This is a genomic window from Salmonella sp. 32082101201600294FB01SM01 (assembly GCF_017572865.1).
Taxonomy (GTDB): Bacteria; Pseudomonadota; Gammaproteobacteria; order Enterobacterales; family Enterobacteriaceae; genus Salmonella; species Salmonella enterica.
Genome location: NZ_JAGESB010000003.1, coordinates 1 through 22,492 on the forward strand (window position 1 = coordinate 1; position 22,492 = coordinate 22,492).

Genomic DNA, 22,492 nt, shown 5'->3' on the forward strand with positions numbered 1-22,492 from the left:
CTGGTCATCCTCTCAGACCAGCTAGGGATCGTCGCCTTGGTGAGCCGTTACCTCACCAACAAGCTAATCCCATCTGGGCACATCTGATGGCAAGAGGCCCGAAGGTCCCCCTCTTTGGTCTTGCGACATTATGCGGTATTAGCCACCGTTTCCAGTAGTTATCCCCCTCCATCAGGCAGTTTCCCAGACATTACTCACCCGTCCGCCACTCGTCAGCAAAGCAGCAAGCTGCTTCCTGTTACCGTTCGACTTGCATGTGTTAGGCCTGCCGCCAGCGTTCAATCTGAGCCATGATCAAACTCTTCAATTTAAAAGTTTGATGCTCAATGAATTAAACTTCGTAATGAATTACGTGTTCACTCTTGAGACTTGGTATTCATTTTTCGTCTTGCGACGTCAAGAATCCGTATCTTCGAGTGCCCACACAGATTGTCTGATAAATTGTTAAAGAGCAGGCGCGACGCGGCTTTCAGCTCACCGTCGCGAGGTGGCGTATATTACGCTTTCCTCTTTCAGAGTCAACCCTGAATTTCAGGATTTTTCTCTTCAACCGACCGGCTGTTTGTGTGAAGTGATTCACATCCGCCGTGTCGATGGAGGCGCATTATAGGGAGTCGGTTCAGGAAGACAAGCGGAAAAATGCATTTTTGTTTTAACCGCTCATCTTTTATCCATAACGCTTATTTTTGCTGCTTTTTTATCGCTGATGGCAGGTCAGCAAGGCTGTTTAACACCCAGTCCGCCGCGTTTTCTGCTTCTGCCGTGACCGGTTTGCCCGTACGCACCAGCACTTTTGTCCCGACATTTGCCGCCGCTGCCGCCTGCATATCTTCCAGCTTGTCTCCCACCATATAAGAAGCCGCCATATCGATATGCAGGAAATCACGCGCCGAGATAAGCATTCCTGGATGCGGCTTGCGGCAATCACATACCTGACGGAACTCTTCTATGCTGCCCTGCGGATGGTGAGGACAATAATAGATGCCGTCCAAATCAACATCGCGATCCGCCAACGACCAGTCCATCCATTCGGTTAACGTTTCAAACTGCGCCTCAGTGAATTTGCCGCGCGCGATTCCGGACTGGTTCGTCACCACCACCAACGCATAGCCCATTTTTTTTAGCTCGCGCATCGCGTCAATAACGCCGTCTATAAACTCAAATGCATCGATTTCATGTACGTAGCCGTGATCCACATTAATGGTGCCGTCACGGTCGAGAAAAATTGCGGGTACAGACTTTGCCACCTTTTATAGCTCCTGAGTAAAGCAAGTGGCGCTAGTATCGCATGTTTCAGCAGGCAAGAAAGTGCTCATCGTATAAAGCCTGATTGATTTAGACGTCTGGATGCCTTAACATCCATTCTGTTGACGGCGTTGACCGTATTAGGCAGACGAAAATGCCTCCGCTCATTTCATTACGATAATAAAGAATCAATGATTAAACTTTCGAATATTACCAAAGTGTTCCAGCAGGGGACGCGCACCATTCAGGCGCTAAATAATGTCAGCCTGCACGTCCCTGCCGGGCAGATTTATGGCGTCATTGGCGCCTCCGGCGCCGGTAAAAGTACGCTTATCCGCTGCGTTAATTTACTTGAACGCCCAACCGAAGGTAGCGTTCAGGTCGGCGGTCAGGAGCTGACAACGCTTTCAGAGTCTGAGTTGACCAAAGCTCGCCGTCAAATCGGCATGATTTTCCAACATTTTAACCTGCTCTCTTCCCGTACCGTGTTTGGCAACGTCGCGTTGCCGCTGGAACTGGATAACACACCAAAGGAAGAGGTCAAACGCCGTGTCACAGAGCTGCTGGATTTAGTCGGTCTTGGCGACAAGCACGACAGCTATCCGGCAAATCTTTCCGGCGGTCAGAAACAGCGTGTCGCGATTGCCCGCGCGTTAGCCAGTAATCCAAAAGTATTGCTGTGCGATGAAGCCACCAGCGCGCTTGATCCTGCGACGACCCGTTCGATTCTGGAATTGCTGAAAGATATCAACCGTCGTCTGGGGTTGACGATTCTGCTTATCACTCATGAAATGGATGTCGTGAAACGTATCTGCGACTGCGTTGCCGTTATCAGTAATGGCGAGCTTATTGAGCAGGATACGGTCAGCGAAGTCTTCTCGCATCCTAAAACGCCGCTGGCGCAGAAGTTTATTCAGTCCACTCTGCATCTGGACATTCCGGAAGATTACCAGGCGCGTTTGAAAGCGTCGCCGGAAACTGACAGCGTGCCGATGCTGCGCATGGAATTCACCGGGCAGTCTGTGGATGCCCCGCTGCTTTCTGAAACCGCGCGTCGTTTCAACGTGAACAATAATATTATCAGCGCGCAGATGGATTACGCGGGCGGTGTGAAGTTCGGCATTATGCTAACGGAAATGCACGGCACACAAGAAGAGACGCAAGCCGCAATTGCCTGGCTGCAGGATCACCATGTGAAAGTAGAGGTACTGGGTTATGTCTGAGGCAATGATGTGGTTACTGGTTCGTGGCGTTTGGGAAACGTTGGCGATGACCTTTGTCTCCGGTTTCTTCGGTTTCGTGATTGGCCTGCCGGTTGGCGTATTGCTGTATGTTACGCGCCCGGGGCAGATTATGGAGAACGCCAGGCTGTATCGCTCCCTCTCTGCGGTGGTCAATATTTTCCGCTCGATTCCCTTTATCATTCTGCTGGTGTGGATGATTCCTTTTACCCGAATAATTGTCGGCACCTCCATTGGTTTGCAGGCTGCGATTGTACCGCTGACCGTCGGCGCCGCGCCTTTTATCGCCCGTATGGTGGAAAATGCGTTGTTAGAGATCCCTGCCGGGCTGATTGAAGCCTCGCGAGCGATGGGCGCCACGCCGCTGCAAATTGTACGTAAAATCCTTTTACCGGAAGCGCTGCCTGGTCTGGTAAATGCGGCAACCATTACACTGATCACCCTGGTCGGTTACTCCGCAATGGGCGGCGCCGTCGGCGCAGGCGGCCTCGGTCAAATCGGCTATCAGTACGGTTATATTGGATACAATGCTACCGTGATGAATACGGTGCTGGTATTACTTGTCGTTCTGGTTTATTTAATTCAGTTATCCGGCGATCGCATCGTCAGGGCTGTCACGCATAAGTAACGTTAAACACAACACAAATACTCATTAAGGAAATAAGCATGGCGTTCAAATTCAAAACCTTTGCGGCAGTGGGTGCTCTGATTGGTTCTCTGGCACTTGCGGGTTGCGGTCAGGATGAAAAAGATCCGAACCATATTAAAGTCGGCGTAATCGTTGGCGCAGAGCAGCAAGTTGCCGAAGTCGCGCAGAAAGTCGCGAAAGAAAAATACGGCCTGGACGTGGAATTGGTGACCTTTAATGATTATGTTCTGCCTAATGAAGCGCTGAGCAAAGGCGATATCGATGCCAATGCCTTCCAGCACAAACCGTATCTGGATCAGCAAATCAAAGATCGCGGCTACAAACTGGTTTCTGTAGGTAAGACTTTTGTCTATCCCATTGCAGGATATTCCAAAAAAATCAAATCACTGGATGAGCTCAAGGACGGTTCCCAGGTCGCTGTGCCTAACGACCCGACCAACCTTGGTCGTTCCCTGCTGCTGCTGCAAAAAGTAGGGCTGATTAAACTGAAAGACGGCGTCGGTCTGCTTCCTACCTCGCTGGATATCGTCGAAAACCCGAAAAATCTGAAAATTGTTGAGCTGGAAGCGCCGCAGTTGCCGCGTTCGCTGGATGACGCGCAGATCGCGTTAGCGGTCATCAATACGACTTACGCCAGCCAGATTGGCCTGACGCCAGCGAAAGACGGTATCTTCGTTGAAGATAAAGATTCTCCGTACGTTAACCTGATCGTGACGCGTGAAGATAACAAAGACGCCGAGAATGTGAAAAAATTCGTTCAGGCTTACCAGTCTGATGAAGTGTACGAAGCCGCAAATAAAGTTTTTAATGGCGGCGCGGTGAAAGGCTGGTAAGTTTTAGGCTGATTCCACAATCTGTAATATTATTCAGGACGGGCTATTGCCCGTCTTGTCATTTATGCAAGCTCCTGATTCAATATCTGGCAATTAGAACATTCATTGAGGAAATATTATGCGTGCTTTACCGATCTGTTTATTGGCACTCATGCTGGGCGGTTGTTCCATGCTAAGCAGATCCCCTGTTGAACCCGTTCAAAGCACCGCAACCCCGCCAAAAGCGGAGCCGGAGAAACCTAAAGCGCCGCGTGCCGCTCCCGTCAGGATTTACACCAATGCTGAAGACTTAGTCGGCAAACCTTTCCGCGATCTTGGCGAGGTTAGCGGCGAATCCTGCCAGGCGACAAATCAAGACTCTCCGCCTAACATTCCAACTGCGCGCAAGCGTATGCAGATTAATGCATCTAAAATGAAAGCCAACGCCGTCCTGCTGCACAGCTGTGAAATTACCAGCGGCACGCCAGGCTGCTATCGTCAGGCGGTTTGTATCGGGTCCGCCCTGAATATTTCGGCGAAATGAGCAGCTTTCAGTTTGAACAAATCGGCGTTATTCGCTCCCCCTATAAAGAAAAATTCGCCGTTCCGCGCCAGCCCGGTCTGGTCAAAAGCGCCTGCGGCGAACTGCATCTGATAGCGCCTTACAACCAGGCCGATGCCGTTCGCGGCCTGGAGGCGTTCAGCCATTTGTGGGTGCTTTTCGTTTTTCATCAGACGATAGACGGCGGCTGGCGGCCAACAGTTCGTCCGCCCCGTCTTGGCGGTAACGCCAGAATGGGCGTTTTTGCCACGCGCTCCACGTTCCGCCCCAATCCGATTGGCATGTCGCTCGTTGCGCTAAAAGGTATCGAGTGCCGGAAAGAGAGCGTAATTCTGAAATTAGGCAGTCTGGATCTGGTGGATGGCACGCCGGTGGTGGATATCAAACCGTATTTACCGTTTGCCGAGGCCTTACCGGACGCCGCCGCCAGCTATGCGCAACAGGCGCCGATAGCTGAAATGCCCGTGAGTTTTACCGCTGAGGTGGCTCAACAGCTTACGACGCTGGAAAGGCGTTATCCGCAGCTACGGACATTTATTTGCGATGTGCTGGCGCAAGATCCTCGCCCGGCTTATCGTAAGGGTGAAGAGACGGGCAAAACCTATGCCGTCTGGCTGCATGATTTTAACGTGCGCTGGCGTGTGGTTAGCACTGGATTTGAAGTGTTTGCGCTGGAACCACGGTAATTTCACTCCCTTCTCTTTTGACATCTCTTGCACGCTGGTAAACTAAATCACTTTTTTTGTATCAGGCTCACATTGAGCCTGTTCGATCGTTCAACTGGAACCGTAACAACATGCGTACTAGCCAATACCTGCTCTCCACTCTGAAGGAGACACCTGCCGACGCCGAGGTTATCAGCCACCAGCTGATGCTGCGCGCCGGGATGATCCGCAAGCTCGCCTCCGGGTTATATACCTGGCTGCCGACCGGCCTGCGCGTCCTGAAAAAAGTCGAAAACATCGTGCGTGAAGAGATGAACAACGCCGGTGCTATCGAGGTGTCGATGCCAGTCGTTCAGCCAGCCGACCTGTGGCAAGAGAGTGGTCGTTGGGAACAGTACGGTCCGGAACTGCTGCGTTTTGTCGACCGTGGCGAGCGTCCGTTCGTACTCGGCCCGACCCACGAAGAAGTTATCACCGATCTGGTGCGTAATGAACTCAGCTCTTATAAGCAGTTGCCGCTGAACTTCTTCCAAATCCAGACCAAATTCCGTGATGAAGTGCGTCCGCGCTTTGGCGTGATGCGTTCGCGCGAATTCCTGATGAAAGATGCTTACTCTTTCCACACCTCTCAGGAGTCGTTGCAGGAAACCTATGACGCCATGTACGCCGCGTATAGCCGTATCTTCAGCCGTATGGGGCTGGATTTCCGCGCGGTACAGGCCGATACCGGTTCTATCGGCGGCAACGCCTCGCATGAATTCCAGGTGCTGGCGCAAAGCGGCGAAGACGATATCGTTTTCTCTGATGTTTCTGATTACGCGGCTAACATTGAACTGGCAGAAGCTATCGCGCCGCAAACGCCGCGCGCAGCGGCGACGCAGGAAATGACTCTGGTCGATACGCCAAATGCCAAAACCATCGCGGAGCTGGTGGAACAGTTCAACCTGCCAATTGAAAAAACGGTAAAAACGCTGCTGGTGAAAGCGGCGAAAGACAGCAAGTCTCCGCTGGTGGCTCTGCTGGTTCGCGGCGATCATGAACTGAATGAAGTTAAAGCGGAAAAACTGCCGCACGTTGCCAGCCCGCTGACCTTCGCTACCGAAGAAGAGATTCGCGCCGTAATTAATGCCGGCCCTGGCTCCCTCGGCCCGGTCAATATGTCGATTCCGGTCATCATCGATCGTACCGTTGCCGCCATGAGCGATTTTGCCGCTGGCGCCAACATCGACGGTAAACACTACTTTGGTATTAACTGGGATCGCGATGTGGCGACGCCTGTTGTTGCCGACATCCGTAACGTAGTCGCCGGCGATCCGAGTCCGGATGGTCAGGGAACGTTGCTTATCAAACGCGGTATCGAAGTGGGTCACATCTTCCAGTTAGGTACCAAGTACTCAGAAGCGCTGAAAGCCTCCGTTCAGGGTGAAGATGGCCGTAACCAGATCCTGACAATGGGCTGCTATGGTATCGGCGTAACACGTGTCGTTGCCGCGGCTATCGAGCAGAACTTTGACGAGCGCGGCATTGTATGGCCTGACGCCATTGCGCCTTTCCAGGTCGCTATTCTGCCGATGAATATGCACAAATCCTTCCGTGTGCAGGAGCTGGCGGAAAAGCTGTACAGCGAATTGCGCGCGCAGGGCATTGAAGTGCTGATGGACGACCGTAAAGAGCGCCCGGGCGTGATGTTTGCCGATATGGAGCTGATTGGTATTCCACATACTATCGTGATTGGCGATCGCAACCTGGATAACGACGATATTGAGTATAAATACCGTCGTAGCGGTGAAAAATCGCTGATTAAAACCGGCGATATCGTTGATTATCTGGTCAAGGCGATTAAAGGCTAAACGACATTTTGTTGGGATTGCCCGGCGCCACCCGGCAGATATGTAAAGGCCTCGCATCCTGCGAGGCCTTTTATTAGTGAGTGCAATCTTTACCCGGCGCAAACTTCGCGTTTTTATCGGCTATTAGCATTTTTACCGGCTCGCCCGTGTCCGGGTTCGCGGCAAACACAAAATGCCCTTCTACCGTCAGCAGCACCGGTTTTTCCGCTTCACCTTTCGCCGTCAGATAGCCGCGCTCAAGCTGGGCGTTACTGGCGACCGGCAGCCGTTTTCCGGTCGCACAATCGGTAAAGGTCGCCGCATCGGCCCTGTATACATACATACCACGCAACGGCATTGGCGTTACCGGCAGGCTGGCGGTAACAGGCACAAGCGTATAATTAAGCTGCGAAGCCACCGGATTGCCTTCTCTGTCGAGCATCTCCAGCGCATTGCCTTTCGCGCGATAATACGATTTCTCGCCATTGCTGTCGGTTAACACCAGTTTATCCGCCGTCCGCGCCCAGGTACCGTATGACGCAAAAGAGGAAGGTTCCTCGCGCACGCCCTGATAGCGCTCGTTCATCACCCATGTGCCGTCTTTTTCCAGAAACAGTGACGTTTCAATACCTTCACAATCCGCACAGGGCAGCACGCCGCGCCAGCTTTGCTGCATGGGTTTTAATTCCGCCGCCTGCGCAGGTTGCAGGGCGTCAACTTCCGCACGGTTATTACACCCTATCAATGCAAATAGCGTACAGGCTGCCGCTACTGACAATATTGCTGTTCTCACCATAAAATCCTTATGAAATTGCTATTCCTGCCCGTCAATCCAGTGGACGACGAACTTTGCCGCGAAGCGCCTTTACAGAAGATTTTTGCGCCTTTGAGGACAAGCGGCGCTCTTTCGAGGCACGCGTCGGACGGGTTGCGCGACGGCTTTTCTGCTCCGCGGTTAATTCTTTTATGACGGCAACCAGCCTGGCGATAGCCGCTTCCCGGTTGAGCTCCTGGCTCCGGAACTCCTGCGCCTTAATGATAATGACGCCATCATCACTTATCAGATGGTGGCTGGCCGTCAGCAAACGCTGTTTATAATACTCTGGCAGGCCAGAGGCCCGAATGTCAAAGCGCAAATGAATCGCGCTAGAGGTCTTATTTACGTGCTGACCACCCGCGCCCTGCGCGCGAATGGCCGTAATTTCCAGCTCATTATCGGCTATGGAGACCGTCCGGGAGATGGCAATCATGAGGGCTGTTGCCAGGCGGTTAGCTGTATTTCCAGATTATTCCGAGCATCAGAAAGCCAGATTGCGCCGTCCTGAATCGTCGCCTGTAGCGTCATGGTACGATCGGCAAATTCACTGAGCTGCGCCAGTTGCCCGTCATCCAGATACCAGACGGACAGGTTAGCGAACTGCGCGCACTTGCTTTGATGCTGCTGCCACCAGATTTGCGCCGCCCGGGAGTTATAAGCAAAGAGCGCGACGTCGCTCGCCTGAGTACAGGCTTTCTTAATACGGCGCTCATCCGGCAGCCCCAGCTCTATCCAGAGATCGATGCCCAGATGATCGTTGCGCAGCCAGGCCTCCGGCTCATCTTCCGCGCTGAGCCCGCGTGTAAACTGCAACCGTTCATCAGCATATTTTATCCATGCCAACAGGCGCAGCATCATGCGCTCCTGCGTTTCAGAAGGGTGACGCGCCAGCGTCAATGCCGCATCCAGAAACCGGTTGCGATCAAGGTCAGCCACATTGACGACGGCTTTATAAATTGTCGCTTTAAGCGCCATGAGAAAACTCCTTTCGAATCAGGTGCCCATTGTAGCGAAAACCGCGCTAAAAGGCTGTTAACGAATCTTTTACCCACTCGCGTCAGGCGCTGATATTGCGCAAATGAGTATGGTATAGTCACCTTGCTAAACAAGATTTAACTTCGTAGGCTTAGACTTGCATCCACGGTTAAGTCAGAATGCTGACAGGAGGGCATGTGGAAAAATATTGTGAGTTAGTACGCAAGCGGTATGCGGAAATCGCCAGCGGAGACTTAGGGTATGTCCCGGATGCGCTGGGTTGTGTATTGAAAGTGCTTAATGAAGTGGCGGCAGATAGCGCCCTTTCAGAGTCGGTCAGGGAAAAGGCAGCTTATGCTGCCGCGAACTTACTGGTGAGCGATTATGTCAATGAATGAAACGTATCAACCCATTAATTGCGATGACTACGATAGTCTTGAGCTTGCCTGCATGCATCATTTAATACTGACGCTAACGTTAAAAGATGGCGAGGTTTTGCAGGCAAAAGCGAACGATTTGATCTTACGTAAAAACGTAGAGTATCTGCTTGCCGAGATTTCCGGCGAGTCTTGTGAACTTCGTCTCGATAAAATCGCCAGTTTCAGCCACCCGGAAATTGGTACCGTGGTAGTTAGCGAATCCTGAGTATTTTGTTGCCGGATGGCGGTGCAAGCACCTTATCCGGCCTACGTTCCATGCGATACGTAGGCCTGATAAGCGCAGCGCCATCAGGCATGCCAAACCAGACTCACCCCTTCTTTATCTTCTGCTGCTCCCTCACGCGTCACAAAAACACCCGCAGCCGCAATCAGCGTTTCGCCGTAAAACAACAGCGGCGTGGTGTCTCGTCGCCAGGGCGGGATCCCCTGCTCCTGCCAGATTTTCTTTAATTTACGTCCACCGTGACGTCCCACAATGTGTAGCAACCCTGGCGCCTTAAACCGAATGCTGACGGATTCTTCCTCTCGCGGTCGGCGCAGTTCGCCCCCAGGAACGAGCTGTACCGTCCCTAAGCCGGCAGGCAGCGCCAGCGGTGTTTGCCAGACGGGCCAGGCGACCGTCGTTTCGTGTTGTCCGGCCACGGATTTAATCCACCACAGTTGCGACTGATAACGGCGAATCTCGTGATCGCCAAAGCGTAAACAGGGAGAGGCATCGTCGCGCGCCAGCGCCACCTCCTGCCAGATACGTTCCAGCGCGTCGCGAGAGGGCATCGGCGCATTACGCATCGCCAGCCAGCGACGCAAAATCGCCGCCCGCCGTACATCGCTCATCGACATTAATGGAGAGAGCCGCAATGTTCCCTCCGTCGTGATACAGTCCGTAAGATCGCTGGCCAGAAGCTCGTCCAGCAGCCTTTCTTGCTCGGCGCAGAGCGTCGCGCTACGGGCTACCGCCGCAGGAAAATGCGGCCAGCGCTGCTGCAAGAGCGGAAGCGCGCGCAGGCGTAAAAAATTGCGATCGTAGGCGTCATCCTGATTGCTTTCATCTTCAATCCAGCATAAGCCATGATGCACAGCCCACTGTTCCAGCGTCTTCCGCGTTTCTCTCAACAGCGGGCGAAGAAGCAGAGTTCCGGCAAAAGGCGAGCGTTCTCCCATCGCGGAAAGTCCGGCCGGACCACTGCCGCGCTTTAACGCCAGCAGGAATGTTTCACACTGATCGTCAAGGTGCTGCGCGGTTGCCAGCACTTCGCCAGGCAATAGCGTCTGTGCGAACGCCCGGTAGCGCGCTTCACGCGCATGGGCCTCGATACCCAGGCCATTATCCGCCAGCGTCACCCGCTCCACTACCAGCGGAACCAGCCAGCGTTCGCATACGGTTTCGCAATGCCGCACCCAGCTATCAGCATGAGGGCTTAAACCGTGATGAATATGGATAGCACGCAGCGTAACGTCAGGATGGCGTTCTCGCCACAACACCAGTTGATGCAGAAGCACCGTAGAATCCAGGCCGCCGCTAAAGGCAGCCAGAATACGGCGAGAAGAGAGTAACGAGGTATTCAACGTGAGAGTGGTCATGATCCATGCTTATAGTGACTTAGCCCGGCAACGTTACCTGGCGAGCGTCTTAATGACAAGCCTTACTGCTCATACAGCTCAAGCGGTAAACCGTCCGGATCGTTGAAAAAAGTAAAGCGCTTCCCGGTATACGGATCGATGCGTATCGGTTCGCACTTAACCTGATGCTTTTCCAGATGCGCAACGGCGTTTTCCACATTTTCCACGCTGAAAGCCAGATGGCGCAGGCCGCAGGCTTCAGGTCGGCTTGGACGCGCCGGAGGGAAGGGAAAAGAGAAAAGCTCAATTACATACTGCCCGTTTAGCGCCAAATCGCCCTTCCACGAGTCACGCTCTTCCCGCCAGACTTCGCTTAGCAGATCGAACCCCAGAATATCGCAGTAAAACGCCTTGCTCACCGCATAGTCTGTCGCAATGATCGCGATGTGATGAACCTGTTTTAATCCCAGCATAGCGTCTCCTTTATTGATTATCAGTACGTTACTCGTCACATTCCCGTCAGGCAAGCTAACAGGCGTGTTTTAAGACTCGTACCTGGTACACCCCGTCTTCATTCCGTTTCGCGCCGTGAATATCCGTTTCAAAACCGGGATAATGCTGGCCAATCGAGCAGAGCATTAGCAGAAAATCGAGCACGGCCCGACTCTGTTGCGTGATCCTCTCGCCGGGCATCAACAGCGGAACGCCTGGCGGATAAGGCAGGATCATATTCGCGGAAACGCGCCCTGGCAGTTGATCGAGCGCCACGGTTTCCACCTCGCCTTTGATCTGACGCTGCCAGGCCTGGTGCGGGGTCATGATCATCTCCGGTAAAACCTCGAACGCCCGCAACATCAGCCCCGGAAGATCGTGCTGGCGGATCAGTTTATGGATCCCCTGCGCCAGATCCTGAATGCGCATATTGCGATAAAAATCCGGATCTTCCGCATACAGATCCGGCAACATATTTTTGACGCGCAGGTTAAGATCGTAGGCCCGTTTAAATTCCGTCAGCCCGCGCAGCAGCCCCATCGCACGGGTCTTATCAATCCCTATGCTGAACAAAAACAGCAAATTATACGGCCCGGTTTTTTCCACCACCACGCCTCGCTCATCGAGGAACTTCGCCACCAGCGCGGCGGGTATCCCCTCTTCGCTCATGTTGCCCTGTTCATCCATCCCCGGCGTCAGGATTGTCACCTTAACCGGATCGAGGAACATATGATCGTCATCGGCATCGGTGAAGCCATGCCAGGTTTCTCCCGGCGTTACCGGCCAGCATTCGGCCTCATCAACCTCTTCCGGCTGCCAGATATCAAAGAACCAGCTATCGGACTCTTCACGTAACCGCTGTACCTCTTTACGAAAATGGAGCGCCCGCTCCACCGAACGATTAATCAATCTTTTCCCTGGATTGCCGCGCAGCATCGCCGCCGCGGTCTCGATAGAGGCGACAATGGGATAGCTCGGCGATGTGGAAGTGTGCATCATAAACGCTTCGTTAAACGTCTCTTCGTCATATTCCCCTTTGATATGAATAAGCGACGCCTGCGAAAAAGCCGCCAGCATTTTATGGGTGGATTGCGTTTCGAAAATCACTTTTCCGGGCACCCGATCGCCGCTCATCCCGCTTTTCCCCTGGTAGATCGGATGGAAATGGGTATAGGGTACCCAGGCGGAATCAAAATGGATCGAGGGAACGTCCAGCATCTGCTTGATCCAGTTAGTGTTATACAGCAGACCATCGTAAGTAGAATTGGTGATAACCGCATGAACCGGCCATTGCGCCTGCGAGGTTTCCGCCACCTTACGCGCAATGCTGTCGCAGGTAAATTCACGCTTAGGAATACCGCCGAGAATACCGAGCGCATTGCGCGTCGGCTTCAACCAGAGAGGCACCACATCGCTCATCATCAGCAAATGCGCCAGCGATTTATGGCAATTACGATCAATAAGTAGCGTACTTCCCGCAGGCGCGGCATACATACCGACAATTTTATTCGAGGTCGACGTACCGTTCGTCACCATATAACTCTGCTCGGCGCCAAAAGTACGGGCGATATACTCTTCCGCTTCCAGATGCGGTCCGGTGTGATCCAGCAGCGATCCCAGTTCAGTCACCGAAATCGACACATCAGCTTTTAAGGTATTGCCGCCAAAAAAGTCATAAAACAAACAGCCTGGCGGGCTTTTCTGATACGCCGTTCCTGCCATATGACCCGGCGTACAAAAGGTATATTTTCCTTCTTTGGCGTAGGTAAACAGCGCTTTGGTAAACGGCGGCGTAATATTATCGAGATATTCGTTTGTATATTGATGAATGCGCGTCGCGATATCTTCAGCCAGCCCCAATGCATACTCAAAAAACCACAGCGCCATGCGCATATCGTGAACGCTAACGTCCAGCGTGGAGTTGGTATTGATAAAGGCGTAGAGAGGAAGGTATTCATTTAGCTGGTTGATTTCGCTACAAAGGTCGAGACTGTATTCATCCCAGTCAAAAATAACGCCGCAGATGCGCGGGTTATGTTCAATAAACTTCAACAAGTCAACGCTATTTTGCGGCCAGATAATTTGAAATCCCAGGGATTGTAATGCACGCTCAAGCTCCTTGATGGGTTCATCTTTATAATAAACCCCGTGCGGCCCCATAATGGCGATGATGTTCATGCTTTCTCCTGAAAAAACCTGAGATAAGCATAGTAACAATCCTGCCGATGCAAAGCACCGACAGGATTTATCTTATTACAATGCGTTCCATGCATCGGCCCAGGCAATCCCTACGCCGGGCTCATAGTAGGCAGGCGCAACATTACACCATGAGCCTTCCGGGAACGGTTTGCACTGGTACAATGCGCCATTATTGTTGACGATGTCGCCCGGATTCCATTTCTGGCTGCTGCTCCAGGCAGGGTAGCTGGTGGTCTTATCTTCGTCATCCGCAGCGGCGGCCTTCGCTTTCACATTCAGCGTATAAACCGCAGTGCTGGAGAGCGTACCGTCGCTAACGGTCAGATTCACCACATACTGGGTGTTCTGAGTGACATCCGGCGCGTTGAAAATCACAACGGCTTTATCCTGGCCGCTCAGCGTTTTGCCATCCTGCGACATCCAGGTATAGGTGAGCTTGTCGCCATTCGCGTCGGTCGATCCTTCCGCGCTGAGTGAAACCGGGCTACCAGCTTCCACCGCCCCGACCGGCCCGGCAATGCGCGCGACGGGCGCCACGTTTTCATCCGTCACTGGCGCTGGAGTTGGCGTGACATCCGGTTCAGTGGTTCCGTTATCATCGACGACATTAACGTTGAAATAATGCTGTACACATTTCGTGTAGTCGCCCTCTTTAAAGGCGGTATACGGCGTCTGATATCCCACTAACTGGCAGGAATAGGTTTTACCGTCCGCAGTATCGGCGCTCCAGCCCCAGTCTTGTTCCCAATAGATCGGTAACGCGCCAGCGCCGCCTTCATCGAATTGCTTCATCTTTTTACAGCCCAACACTTCGTCAGCCGGCACCGGCACTTTCAGGTAGTTGGCAAACTCTTTGTAGTAGGCAATACGGTTAAGCGACTGCGCATTCTCATCTGCGCCGCCGCACTCCACGCCGCCATTGATGATCTGAATGGTGACGCCGAAACCTGATACCAGGCCGTTTGCTTTATCGCGATCGTTTGGCTGCCAGGTACCGTCAATCACATGTAGCATAGACGGCTTCGGCGGCTGCGGATACACAAAGAAGAAGACGGCGCTCGCCAGGTTCATCCAGGTATCCGCCACCAGCTCGGGTTTATCCAGCAGAGGGCGAACGTCACCATACATCGCGTCAGAGAAAGGCCCATAGTTGTAGTTATAAGAAAGCTGTTTTGCCCCGCGACCAAAATAGCTGAGGAAATCGCCGTCCTTATCTTTACCGCACGGCCAGGTCTGGCCCTGCCATACATCCGGGTTACATTCGCCGTTGTAGCCGCCTTTCTGCCCTTCTGTCCAGCCGACTTCGCGCAGATAGACCAGCGCCTGACGCCATTCCGGAATGTCACGCCAGCTTTCGTGACCGCCCGTCTCCTGGGCAAAATGCGCAAACATAGTAGCCAGGGTTTTACGGCAGATAGCGTCGCTATCGCGTCCATCGGTGTAGGTACCACAAACCGCCGGGAATTTACCTATCGCTTTCAGGAAGTTAGAGTAAGTATATTCCGGCGCGCGCATCGGGAACAGATAATCCCAGTCGGCCTCTTTCAGAATACTTTCAACGCGTTTTACGTTTGCCGGGTTAGCGGCGCGCCCCGGTTCGATTTGTTCGACCGCGCTGTTATCCAACGTCTGGATAGAGGATTTCACTGCCTCCATTAACGGAAAATCCGTCAGCGCTTTCTCTTTCGCCGCCAGATCGCTGGCGTTAATGGTCATTGGTTCACTACTGCTAAGCAGCGGCGCGGCCTGCGCACCGGATAAGCTCAACATGATTCCTGCCGCCACGGCGCTGAGCGCCAGTGTTTTTTGCAATCCCATAATTTTCTCCTTGAAGGGTAGTTCACTGCCTGCCCTGGCCACACGCCTGGCAGTTGCTACAGTGTCAGGGAGAACATGCCGTTGCGTTTAATCACATCAACTCATCGGCATCTCATTTTTCCTCGTCCAAAAAAAAGAGGCCGGATTATCCGGCCTCCTGGGAAAAATGAGGTAAATGATTAAGCGTAACCGTAGCTCATCAAACGCTGGTAACGACGGTTTTTTAAATCATCGGTGCTTAACACATCGAGATCGGCTAAATCTTCCAGCAGCTGCGCTTTTAGCGACGCCGCCATCGCTTCCGGATTACGGTGCGCGCCGCCCAGCGGCTCCGGAATGATGGAATCGATTAGCTTCAGCTCTTTCAGACGCGGCGCGATGATGCCCATCGCTTCAGCAGCCAATGGCGCTTTGTCGGCGCTCTTCCACAAAATAGAGGCGCAACCTTCCGGGGAGATAACGGAATAGGTGCTGTATTGCAGCATATTCACTTTATCACCCACGCCAATCGCCAATGCGCCGCCGGAGCCGCCTTCGCCAATCACGGTGCAGATGACCGGTACGTTCAGACGAGACATCTCACGCAGGTTGCGGGCGATAGCTTCAGACTGACCACGCTCTTCCGCGCCCACGCCAGGGTAAGCGCCCGGGGTGTCGATAAAGGTGATAATCGGCATGTTGAAGCGTTCAGCCATTTCCATCAGGCGCAGCGCTTTGCGGTAGCCTTCCGGCGCTGGCATGCCAAAGTTACGACGAATTTTTTCTTTGGTTTCACGACCTTTCTGATGACCAATGATCATCACCGGCCGCCCTTCCAGACGCGCGATACCGCCGACGATGGCTTTGTCATCAGCATAGGCGCGATCGCCCGCCAGCTCATCAAACTCATCAAACGCCAGACGAACATAATCCAGGGTGTACGGACGCTGCGGATGGCGCGCCAGTTGGGCTACCTGCCATGCGCCGAGATCGGCGAAGATTTTGCGCGTCAGTTCTACGCTTTTTTCGCGCAGGCGATGGACTTCTTCATCGATATTAATATCCAGTTTCTCATCCTGGCGGCTTACCGCAGTCAGAGAATCGATTTTCGCTTCCAGCTCTGCTATCGGCTGTTCAAAATCAAGGAAATTCAGACTCATAGTATTCCTGTATTAGTCAAACTCCAGTTCCACCTGCTCCGAACCAATGAGGCCACGCAGATCGTTAAGTAAACGATCGCTCGGAGAGACACGCCACGTTGCGCCAAAACGCAGCCGCGCACGCGCATCCGCCCTCTGATAGTAGAGATGTACTGGAATGGTCCCCGAGCGGTGGGGTTCCAGAGACTGACGGAGTCGGTTTAAAAGCTGGTCATCAATTTGCCTGTCCGTCAGCGAGATAGCAAGCCCGCGAGCGTATTTTTCGCGAGCTTCGTCAATATCCATCACTTCGCGGGCGGTCATTTTAAGCCCCCCGCTGAAGTCATCAAAGCTGACCTGTCCGCTGACGATAAGTATGCGGTCTTTTTCCAGCAACTGCTGGTATTTATCCAGCGCGTCGGTAAATAACATCACTTCCAGACGCCCGGAACGGTCATCCAGCGTACAGATGCCGATACGATTGCCGCGCTTGGTGACCATAACCCTTGCGGCAATCACGAGCCCCGCAGCCGTGGTGACTTTACCACGTTCTGTCGGATGCATGTCTTTGAGCCTTACCCCGCCGACATAGCGCTCAATTTCTTTTAAATACTGATTGATAGGGTGGCCCGTCAGGTACAGCCCCAACGTTTCACGTTCCCCATCTAACACCACCTGCTCCGGCCACGGCTGGCAGCTGGCATAGGATTGCTCGATTTGCTCCGGCTCTTCCGCCAGTACGCCGAACATATCCGCCTGACCGATAGCTTCCGCTTTGGCGTGCTGGTCGGCGGCTTTCAGCGCATCGCCCAATGAGTTCATCAGCGCGGCGCGGTGCGGCCCCAGGCGGTCGAACGCCCCGGACATGATCAGCTTTTCCAGCACCCGGCGGTTGAGCTTTTTGGTGTCGGTCCGCGCGCACAGATCAAACAGCTCGCGGAAATAGCCGCCCTGATTACGCGCGTCGATGATCGCTTCGATCGGCCCTTCGCCGACGCCTTTGATCGCGCCGATGCCGTAGACGATCTCGCCCTCATCGTTAACGTGGAAATGGTACAATCCGGAGTTAATATCCGGCGGCAGAATTTTCAGTCCCATCCGCCAGCACTCGTCCACCAGGCCGACGACCTTCTCGGTGTTGTCCATATCGGCAGTCATCACCGCCGCCATAAATTCAGCCGGATAGTGCGCCTTTAGCCATAGCGTCTGGTAAGAAACCAGCGCATAAGCGGCGGAGTGCGATTTGTTAAACCCGTAACCGGCGAATTTCTCCACCAGGTCAAAGATTTTCATCGCCAGTTCGCCGTCGATACCGTTCTTTTTCGCGCCCTCTTCAAAAACGGAACGCTGTTTGGCCATCTCTTCCGGCTTTTTCTTACCCATCGCACGACGCAGCATATCCGCGCCGCCGAGAGTATACCCGGAAAGTACCTGGGCAATCTGCATCACCTGTTCCTGATACAGAATGATGCCGTAAGTCGGCTCCAGTACCGGCTTCAGGCTTTCATGCTGCCACTGAACGTCCGGGTAAGAGAGTTCTTCACGACCGTGCTTACGGTCGATAAAGTTATCTACCATCCCGGACTGCAACGGACCGGGACGGAACAGAGCCACCAGCGCGATCATATCTTCAAAGCAGTCCGGCTGCAGACGTTTGATCAGATCTTTCATGCCGCGCGATTCAAGCTGGAAGACCGCCGTGGTTTCCGAGCGCTGCAGCATGTCGAAGCTTTTTTTATCGTCCAGCGGAATGGCGGCGATATCCAGCGGCGGCTCGCCATTCTTCGCCCGCCGCTTGTTGATCATCTCCAGCGCCCAGTTGATGATGGTCAGCGTACGCAAACCGAGGAAGTCGAACTTCACCAGCCCGGCATATTCCACGTCGCTTTTATCAAACTGGGTAACCGGATGCTTGCCCTCTTCATCGCAGTACAGCGGCGCAAAGTCGGTAATTTTGGTCGGCGCGATGACCACGCCGCCAGCGTGTTTACCGGCGTTACGCGTGACGCCTTCAAGCTTACGCGCCATATCGATCAGCGCTCTGACCTCTTCATCCGCCTCGTAAATTTCCGGCAGTTGCGGTTCCGCTTCAAAGGCTTTTGCCAGCGTCATGCCCGGATCGGGCGGCACCAGCTTCGAGATACGATCGACAAAACCGTACGGATGCCCCAGCACGCGTCCCACATCGCGGATAACGGCTTTCGCCGCCATCGTACCGAAGGTGATAATTTGCGATACCGCATCACGCCCGTACATGTCTGCGACGTGCTCAATCACCTGGTCGCGTTTCTCCATACAGAAGTCAACGTCGAAGTCAGGCATCGAGACACGTTCCGGGTTCAGGAAACGTTCGAACAGCAGGTCAAATTCCAGCGGATCAAGGTCGGTAATTTTCAGCGCGTAGGCCACCAGCGAACCGGCCCCGGAGCCACGTCCCGGCCCTACCGGCACGCCGTTATCTTTTGACCACTGGATAAACTCCATCACGATGAGGAAGTAGCCAGGGAACCCCATCTGGTTGATAACTTGTAGTTCAATATCCAGACGCTCGTCATATTCCGGGCGACGCTTTTTGCGCTCTTCTTCGTCCGGAAACAGGAAAGCCAGACGTTCTTCGAGCCCCTCTTTCGATTTTTTGACCAGATAATCTTCGGTGGTCATATCGCCGGTCGGGAACTGCGGCAGGAAATATTCACCCAGACGCACCGTTACGTTGCAGCGTTTGGCAATCTCCACCGTATTTTCCAGCGCCTCCGGAATATCGGCGAACAGTTCGCACATCTCATCGATGCTGCGCATATATTGCTGCGGCGAGTAATTGCGCGGACGCTTAGGATCGTCAAGCGTGAAACCGTCGTGGATCGCGACACGAATTTCATGGGCGTCAAAATCATCGCTTTCAAGAAAACGGACATCGTTTGTCGCGACAACCGGCAAACCACGTGCCTCAGCCAGTTCAACCGCAGCATGGAGATAGGTCTCTTCATCCTGTCTGCCGGTGCGGATCAGTTCCAGAAAGTAGCGATCGGGAAAATGCGCTTCATAGAAAACAACGCACTCCTCCACCAGCGCCTGGTTGCCGCGTAGCAGACAGCGGCCTACGTCGCCCATGCGCCCGCCGGAAAGCAGGATCAAACCTTCTTTAAGCTCTACCAGCCAGTCGCGCTCAATAATCGGGCCTGCCGCGCCGTAGCCGCGCTGATACGCTTTCGAGATCAGCAACGTCAAGTTCTGGTATCCCGTATTATTCGCCGCCAGTACCGTCAGATGAGTCAGCTCATCTCCCAGCAGTTCGTTGTGAACGTTAAAGTCCGCCCCGACGATGGGTTTAATGCCCGCGCCATGACCCGCTCCGTAGAACTTCACCAGACCGCAGAGGTTGGTAAAATCGGTGATCGCCAGCGCAGGCATACCTAATGAGGCCGCCTTTTTCACCAGCGGCCCGGTCTTCGCCAGCCCATCGATCATAGAGTAGTCGCTGTGCACCCGCAGGTGAACGAAACGTGGTTCAGACATCTTCAGATTTCTCGATACAAGAATCAGGACACAAGTCCCAGAGCGCGTTTAACAGGCGCAAAACTGCGTCGGTGGTGCGCCGTCGCGCCATACTGTGCCAACTTTTCCAGATGAAAAGCGGTTGGATAGCCTTTGTGCTGCGCAAAGCCATACTGAGGAAAAACGATATCCAGCGCCGCCATTTCTGCGTCGCGGGTGACTTTCGCCAGAATAGACGCCGCGCTAATCTCCGCCACGCGGCTGTCGCCTTTCACCACGGCCATTGACGGCACAGGCAGCGCCGGACAGCGATTGCCGTCGATCAGCACATATTCTGGCGCAATATGCAGACCAGCGACAGCGCGCTGCATGGCGAGCATGGTGGCGTGCAAAATATTCAGCTCATCAATTTCATGCGCTTCCGCGCGTCCCAGACTCCAGCTTAACGCCTTTTCTTTAATCTCGTCATACAATGACAGACGACGCTTTTCAGACAATTTTTTGGAATCATTCAGACCGACGATCGGACGAGCCGGATCGAGGATCACGGCGGCGGTCACTACGGCGCCCACCAGCGGGCCACGGCCCACTTCATCCACACCCGCCACTAAATGGGTGTGTGGATAAACAAATTCGATCATTGTGCTAACTCCAGGACGGCATCTGCCGCCTGCTCATCGGCATTACAGCGGATCTGCTGATGCAATTCACGGAAGGTATCGTGCATCGCATGGCTGGTTTTACCGTTCGCCAGTAGCGGCAACAGCGCTTCGGCGAGTTTTTGCGGTTCGCACTCTTCCTGCAACAGCTCTTTGACTAATTCTCTTCCCGCCAGCAGGTTAGGCAAAGACACATACTCCGTTTTTACCAGACGTTTCGCCAGCCAGAAAGTGAAGGGCTTCATACGATACCCCACTACCATCGGGCATTTTGCCAGCATACACTCCAGTGCCGCCGTACCCGAGGCCAGCAGAGCCGCGTCGCTGGCGATCATCGCCTCGCGCGCCATGCCGTCCAGCAAATGAACGGCGAGATCCGGCGCAACCTCCGCTTTAATTTTTTCAAACTGCTCGCGGCGTTTCGCGCTCACCAGCGGCACTACCACTTCCAGATCGGGATAGCGCTGTCGCAGCAATTGTGCGGTTTTCAGGAAGTCGGCGCTGAGCATTTCCACTTCCGCGCCACGGCTGCCTGGCAGTAGCGCCAGACAATGGGCGTCATGCGGGATACCCAGCACGTCGCGCGCCGCATTTTTATCCGGGTCCAGCGGCATGGCATCCGCCATGGTGTGACCGATAAAGCGGCACGGGACGTTAAATTTATCGTAAAACGCTTTTTCGAAAGGCAGAAAAGCCAGCACCATATGGGTGGATCTGCCTATTTTGAAAACGCGTTTCTGTCGCCAGGCCCAAACAGACGGGCTGACATAATGAATGGTCTTAATCCCTTGTTTTTTCAGATTACCTTCGAGGGTAATGTTGAAATCAGGGGCATCAATCCCGACAAAGACATCGGGCTTGAGTTCGGTAAAACGACGGGTCAGATCGGCGCGGATATGCAACAAACGGCGTAAACGACCGAGCACTTCAACAATGCCCATGACCGCCAGCTCTTCCATTTCGTACCAGGCTTCACACCCTTCGGCCTGCATACGCGGCCCCGCAACGCCCACAAAGCGGGCGTTGGGTACGCGCGCTTTCAGCGCACGAATTAAGCCTGCGCCAAGAATATCGCCGGACGTTTCACCGGCGACCAGGGCAATCGTTAAAGGACGCTGTGCCGCCATTAACGAATCGGACCGCGCGTTGAACGCTCAAAGAACTCGGTAAACGCCTTCACTTCCGGATGCTTTTCAGCAAGTTCAGCGATTTCCAGCTTCGCTTCGTCGAGCGTTTTACCACTGCGGTACAACAGTTTGTAGGCATTACGAATCGCCACCAGCCCTTCACGGCTAAAGCCGCGACGCTTCAGCCCTTCGATATTTACCCCGAACGGCGTCGCATGGTTACCCTGCGCAATCACATACGGAGGGACATCCTGCGCCACGCCGGAGCAGCCGCCGACCATCACATGCGCACCGATAATGCAGAATTGATGAACTGCCGTCATACCGCCGATGATCGCAAAATCATCGACTGATACGTGCCCCGCCAGCGTGGCGTTGTTGGCGAGGATACAGCGATTACCTACCGTACAATCATGTGCGACATGCGCATTGATCATCAGCAGGTTATCGCTACCCACCTTCGTCAACCCACCGCCCTGCACTGTACCACGATGAATGGTGACGCTTTCGCGGATGCGGTTACGATCGCCAATTTCCACACGGGTCGGCTCACCCGCATATTTCAGATCCTGGTTCACTTCACCGATGGAGGCAAACTGATAAATCTCGTTGTCGCGGCCGATTTTGGTTTGACCATTCACGACCACATGAGACTTCAGTACGGTTCCCTCACCAATTTCGACCTGCGGCCCAACAATACAAAAGGGACCAATGTGGGCATTAGCGCCAATTACAGCGCCGTCCTCCACAATGGCGGTAGGATGAATAAAGGCGGATTTATCAATCACG

The 22,492-nt window shown here is 53.7% G+C and carries 21 protein-coding genes and 1 rRNA gene; 8 read left to right on the forward strand and 14 right to left on the reverse strand.

Going from position 1 to position 22,492, the window contains the following annotated elements:
• Positions 1-310: ribosomal RNA gene (locus J4645_RS13340) — 16S ribosomal RNA — on the reverse strand; the annotation flags it as partial.
• A gap of 370 nt (positions 311-680) precedes the next feature.
• Positions 681-1,247: a D-glycero-beta-D-manno-heptose 1,7-bisphosphate 7-phosphatase gene (gene gmhB / locus J4645_RS13345; RefSeq protein WP_001140158.1), complete on the reverse strand. Its 567-nt coding sequence runs from the start codon at positions 1,245-1,247 to the stop codon at positions 681-683.
• A gap of 189 nt (positions 1,248-1,436) precedes the next feature.
• Between gmhB and metN the strand changes: the two genes are divergently transcribed.
• The 6 genes from metN (at position 1,437) to proS (ending at position 7,024) form a co-directional block, all read left to right on the forward strand.
• Positions 1,437-2,468, forward strand: coding sequence for a methionine ABC transporter ATP-binding protein MetN (gene metN / locus J4645_RS13350; protein ID WP_000594023.1), 1,032 nt, complete (start codon positions 1,437-1,439; stop codon positions 2,466-2,468).
• On the forward strand, positions 2,461-3,114 hold the full coding sequence (locus J4645_RS13355) for a methionine ABC transporter permease MetI (protein ID WP_001287486.1): 654 nt from the start codon (positions 2,461-2,463) through the stop codon (positions 3,112-3,114). Before metN ends, J4645_RS13355 begins: the two co-directional genes overlap by 8 nt.
• A 38-nt stretch (positions 3,115-3,152) precedes the next feature.
• Positions 3,153-3,968 (forward strand): methionine ABC transporter substrate-binding lipoprotein MetQ, encoded by an 816-nt coding sequence (metQ, locus tag J4645_RS13360; RefSeq protein ID WP_000874215.1) that lies wholly within the window; start codon positions 3,153-3,155, stop codon positions 3,966-3,968.
• A 118-nt stretch (positions 3,969-4,086) separates the two neighbouring features.
• Positions 4,087-4,491: an Rcs stress response system protein RcsF gene (gene rcsF / locus J4645_RS13365; RefSeq protein ID WP_001202315.1), complete on the forward strand. Its 405-nt coding sequence runs from the start codon at positions 4,087-4,089 to the stop codon at positions 4,489-4,491.
• On the forward strand, positions 4,488-5,195 hold the full coding sequence (tsaA, locus tag J4645_RS13370) for a tRNA (N6-threonylcarbamoyladenosine(37)-N6)-methyltransferase TrmO (RefSeq protein WP_000093982.1): 708 nt from the start codon (positions 4,488-4,490) through the stop codon (positions 5,193-5,195). The genes rcsF and tsaA overlap by 4 nt, the downstream gene beginning before the upstream one ends.
• 110 nt (positions 5,196-5,305) lie before the next feature.
• On the forward strand, positions 5,306-7,024 hold the full coding sequence (proS, locus tag J4645_RS13375) for a proline--tRNA ligase (RefSeq protein WP_001260675.1): 1,719 nt from the start codon (positions 5,306-5,308) through the stop codon (positions 7,022-7,024).
• Between the two features lie 73 nt (positions 7,025-7,097).
• Here proS and nlpE read toward each other — a convergent pair whose 3' ends face one another.
• Genes nlpE through J4645_RS13390 form a run of 3 tightly spaced genes read right to left on the reverse strand, consistent with a single transcriptional unit; the run spans position 7,098 to position 8,795 of the window.
• Positions 7,098-7,799: an envelope stress response activation lipoprotein NlpE gene (nlpE, locus tag J4645_RS13380; protein WP_000252576.1), complete on the reverse strand. Its 702-nt coding sequence runs from the start codon at positions 7,797-7,799 to the stop codon at positions 7,098-7,100.
• A 31-nt stretch (positions 7,800-7,830) separates the two neighbouring features.
• Positions 7,831-8,253, reverse strand: a complete 423-nt coding sequence (gene arfB, locus J4645_RS13385) for an alternative ribosome rescue aminoacyl-tRNA hydrolase ArfB (RefSeq protein WP_000560527.1) — start codon at positions 8,251-8,253, stop codon at positions 7,831-7,833.
• Positions 8,250-8,795: a YaeQ family protein gene (locus J4645_RS13390; protein WP_001185319.1), complete on the reverse strand. Its 546-nt coding sequence runs from the start codon at positions 8,793-8,795 to the stop codon at positions 8,250-8,252. The genes arfB and J4645_RS13390 overlap by 4 nt, the downstream gene beginning before the upstream one ends.
• A gap of 197 nt (positions 8,796-8,992) precedes the next feature.
• Between J4645_RS13390 and J4645_RS13395 the strand changes: the two genes are divergently transcribed.
• Entirely contained in the window at positions 8,993-9,193 is a 201-nt protein-coding gene (locus tag J4645_RS13395) for a YaeP family protein (protein ID WP_001518678.1), read from the forward strand.
• The gene (gene rof / locus J4645_RS13400) at positions 9,180-9,440 is read left to right on the forward strand and encodes a Rho-binding antiterminator (protein WP_000062329.1); all 261 of its coding nucleotides are present in this window, start codon (positions 9,180-9,182) and stop codon (positions 9,438-9,440) included. The genes J4645_RS13395 and rof overlap by 14 nt, the downstream gene beginning before the upstream one ends.
• Positions 9,441-9,523: 83 nt before the next feature.
• On the opposite strand, the gene tilS is transcribed toward rof, so the two are convergent.
• From tilS to lpxA, 9 genes are all read right to left on the reverse strand, one after another.
• Positions 9,524-10,816: a tRNA lysidine(34) synthetase TilS gene (tilS, locus tag J4645_RS13405; protein WP_023214800.1), complete on the reverse strand. Its 1,293-nt coding sequence runs from the start codon at positions 10,814-10,816 to the stop codon at positions 9,524-9,526.
• A 62-nt stretch (positions 10,817-10,878) separates the two neighbouring features.
• Positions 10,879-11,268, reverse strand: coding sequence for a VOC family protein (locus J4645_RS13410; protein ID WP_000901088.1), 390 nt, complete (start codon positions 11,266-11,268; stop codon positions 10,879-10,881).
• A gap of 55 nt (positions 11,269-11,323) precedes the next feature.
• Complete coding sequence (gene ldcC / locus J4645_RS13415) at positions 11,324-13,465, reverse strand: lysine decarboxylase LdcC (RefSeq protein WP_023214799.1); 2,142 nt, start codon at positions 13,463-13,465, stop codon at positions 11,324-11,326.
• 75 nt (positions 13,466-13,540) lie between these two features.
• Positions 13,541-15,304, reverse strand: coding sequence for a chitinase (locus tag J4645_RS13420; RefSeq protein ID WP_000524167.1), 1,764 nt, complete (start codon positions 15,302-15,304; stop codon positions 13,541-13,543).
• A gap of 179 nt (positions 15,305-15,483) precedes the next feature.
• The gene (gene accA, locus J4645_RS13425; protein ID WP_000055753.1) at positions 15,484-16,443 is read right to left on the reverse strand and encodes an acetyl-CoA carboxylase carboxyl transferase subunit alpha; all 960 of its coding nucleotides are present in this window, start codon (positions 16,441-16,443) and stop codon (positions 15,484-15,486) included.
• A 12-nt stretch (positions 16,444-16,455) separates the two neighbouring features.
• Positions 16,456-19,938, reverse strand: a complete 3,483-nt coding sequence (gene dnaE / locus J4645_RS13430; protein WP_023214798.1) for a DNA polymerase III subunit alpha — start codon at positions 19,936-19,938, stop codon at positions 16,456-16,458.
• 23 nt (positions 19,939-19,961) lie between these two features.
• Complete coding sequence (rnhB, locus tag J4645_RS13435) at positions 19,962-20,558, reverse strand: ribonuclease HII (protein WP_000569411.1); 597 nt, start codon at positions 20,556-20,558, stop codon at positions 19,962-19,964.
• Complete coding sequence (lpxB, locus tag J4645_RS13440; RefSeq protein WP_023214797.1) at positions 20,555-21,703, reverse strand: lipid-A-disaccharide synthase; 1,149 nt, start codon at positions 21,701-21,703, stop codon at positions 20,555-20,557. The genes rnhB and lpxB overlap by 4 nt, the downstream gene beginning before the upstream one ends.
• Positions 21,703-22,491, reverse strand: coding sequence for an acyl-ACP--UDP-N-acetylglucosamine O-acyltransferase (lpxA, locus tag J4645_RS13445; protein ID WP_000565950.1), 789 nt, complete (start codon positions 22,489-22,491; stop codon positions 21,703-21,705). Before lpxA ends, lpxB begins: the two co-directional genes overlap by 1 nt.
• Position 22,492: the final 1 nt, after the last annotated feature.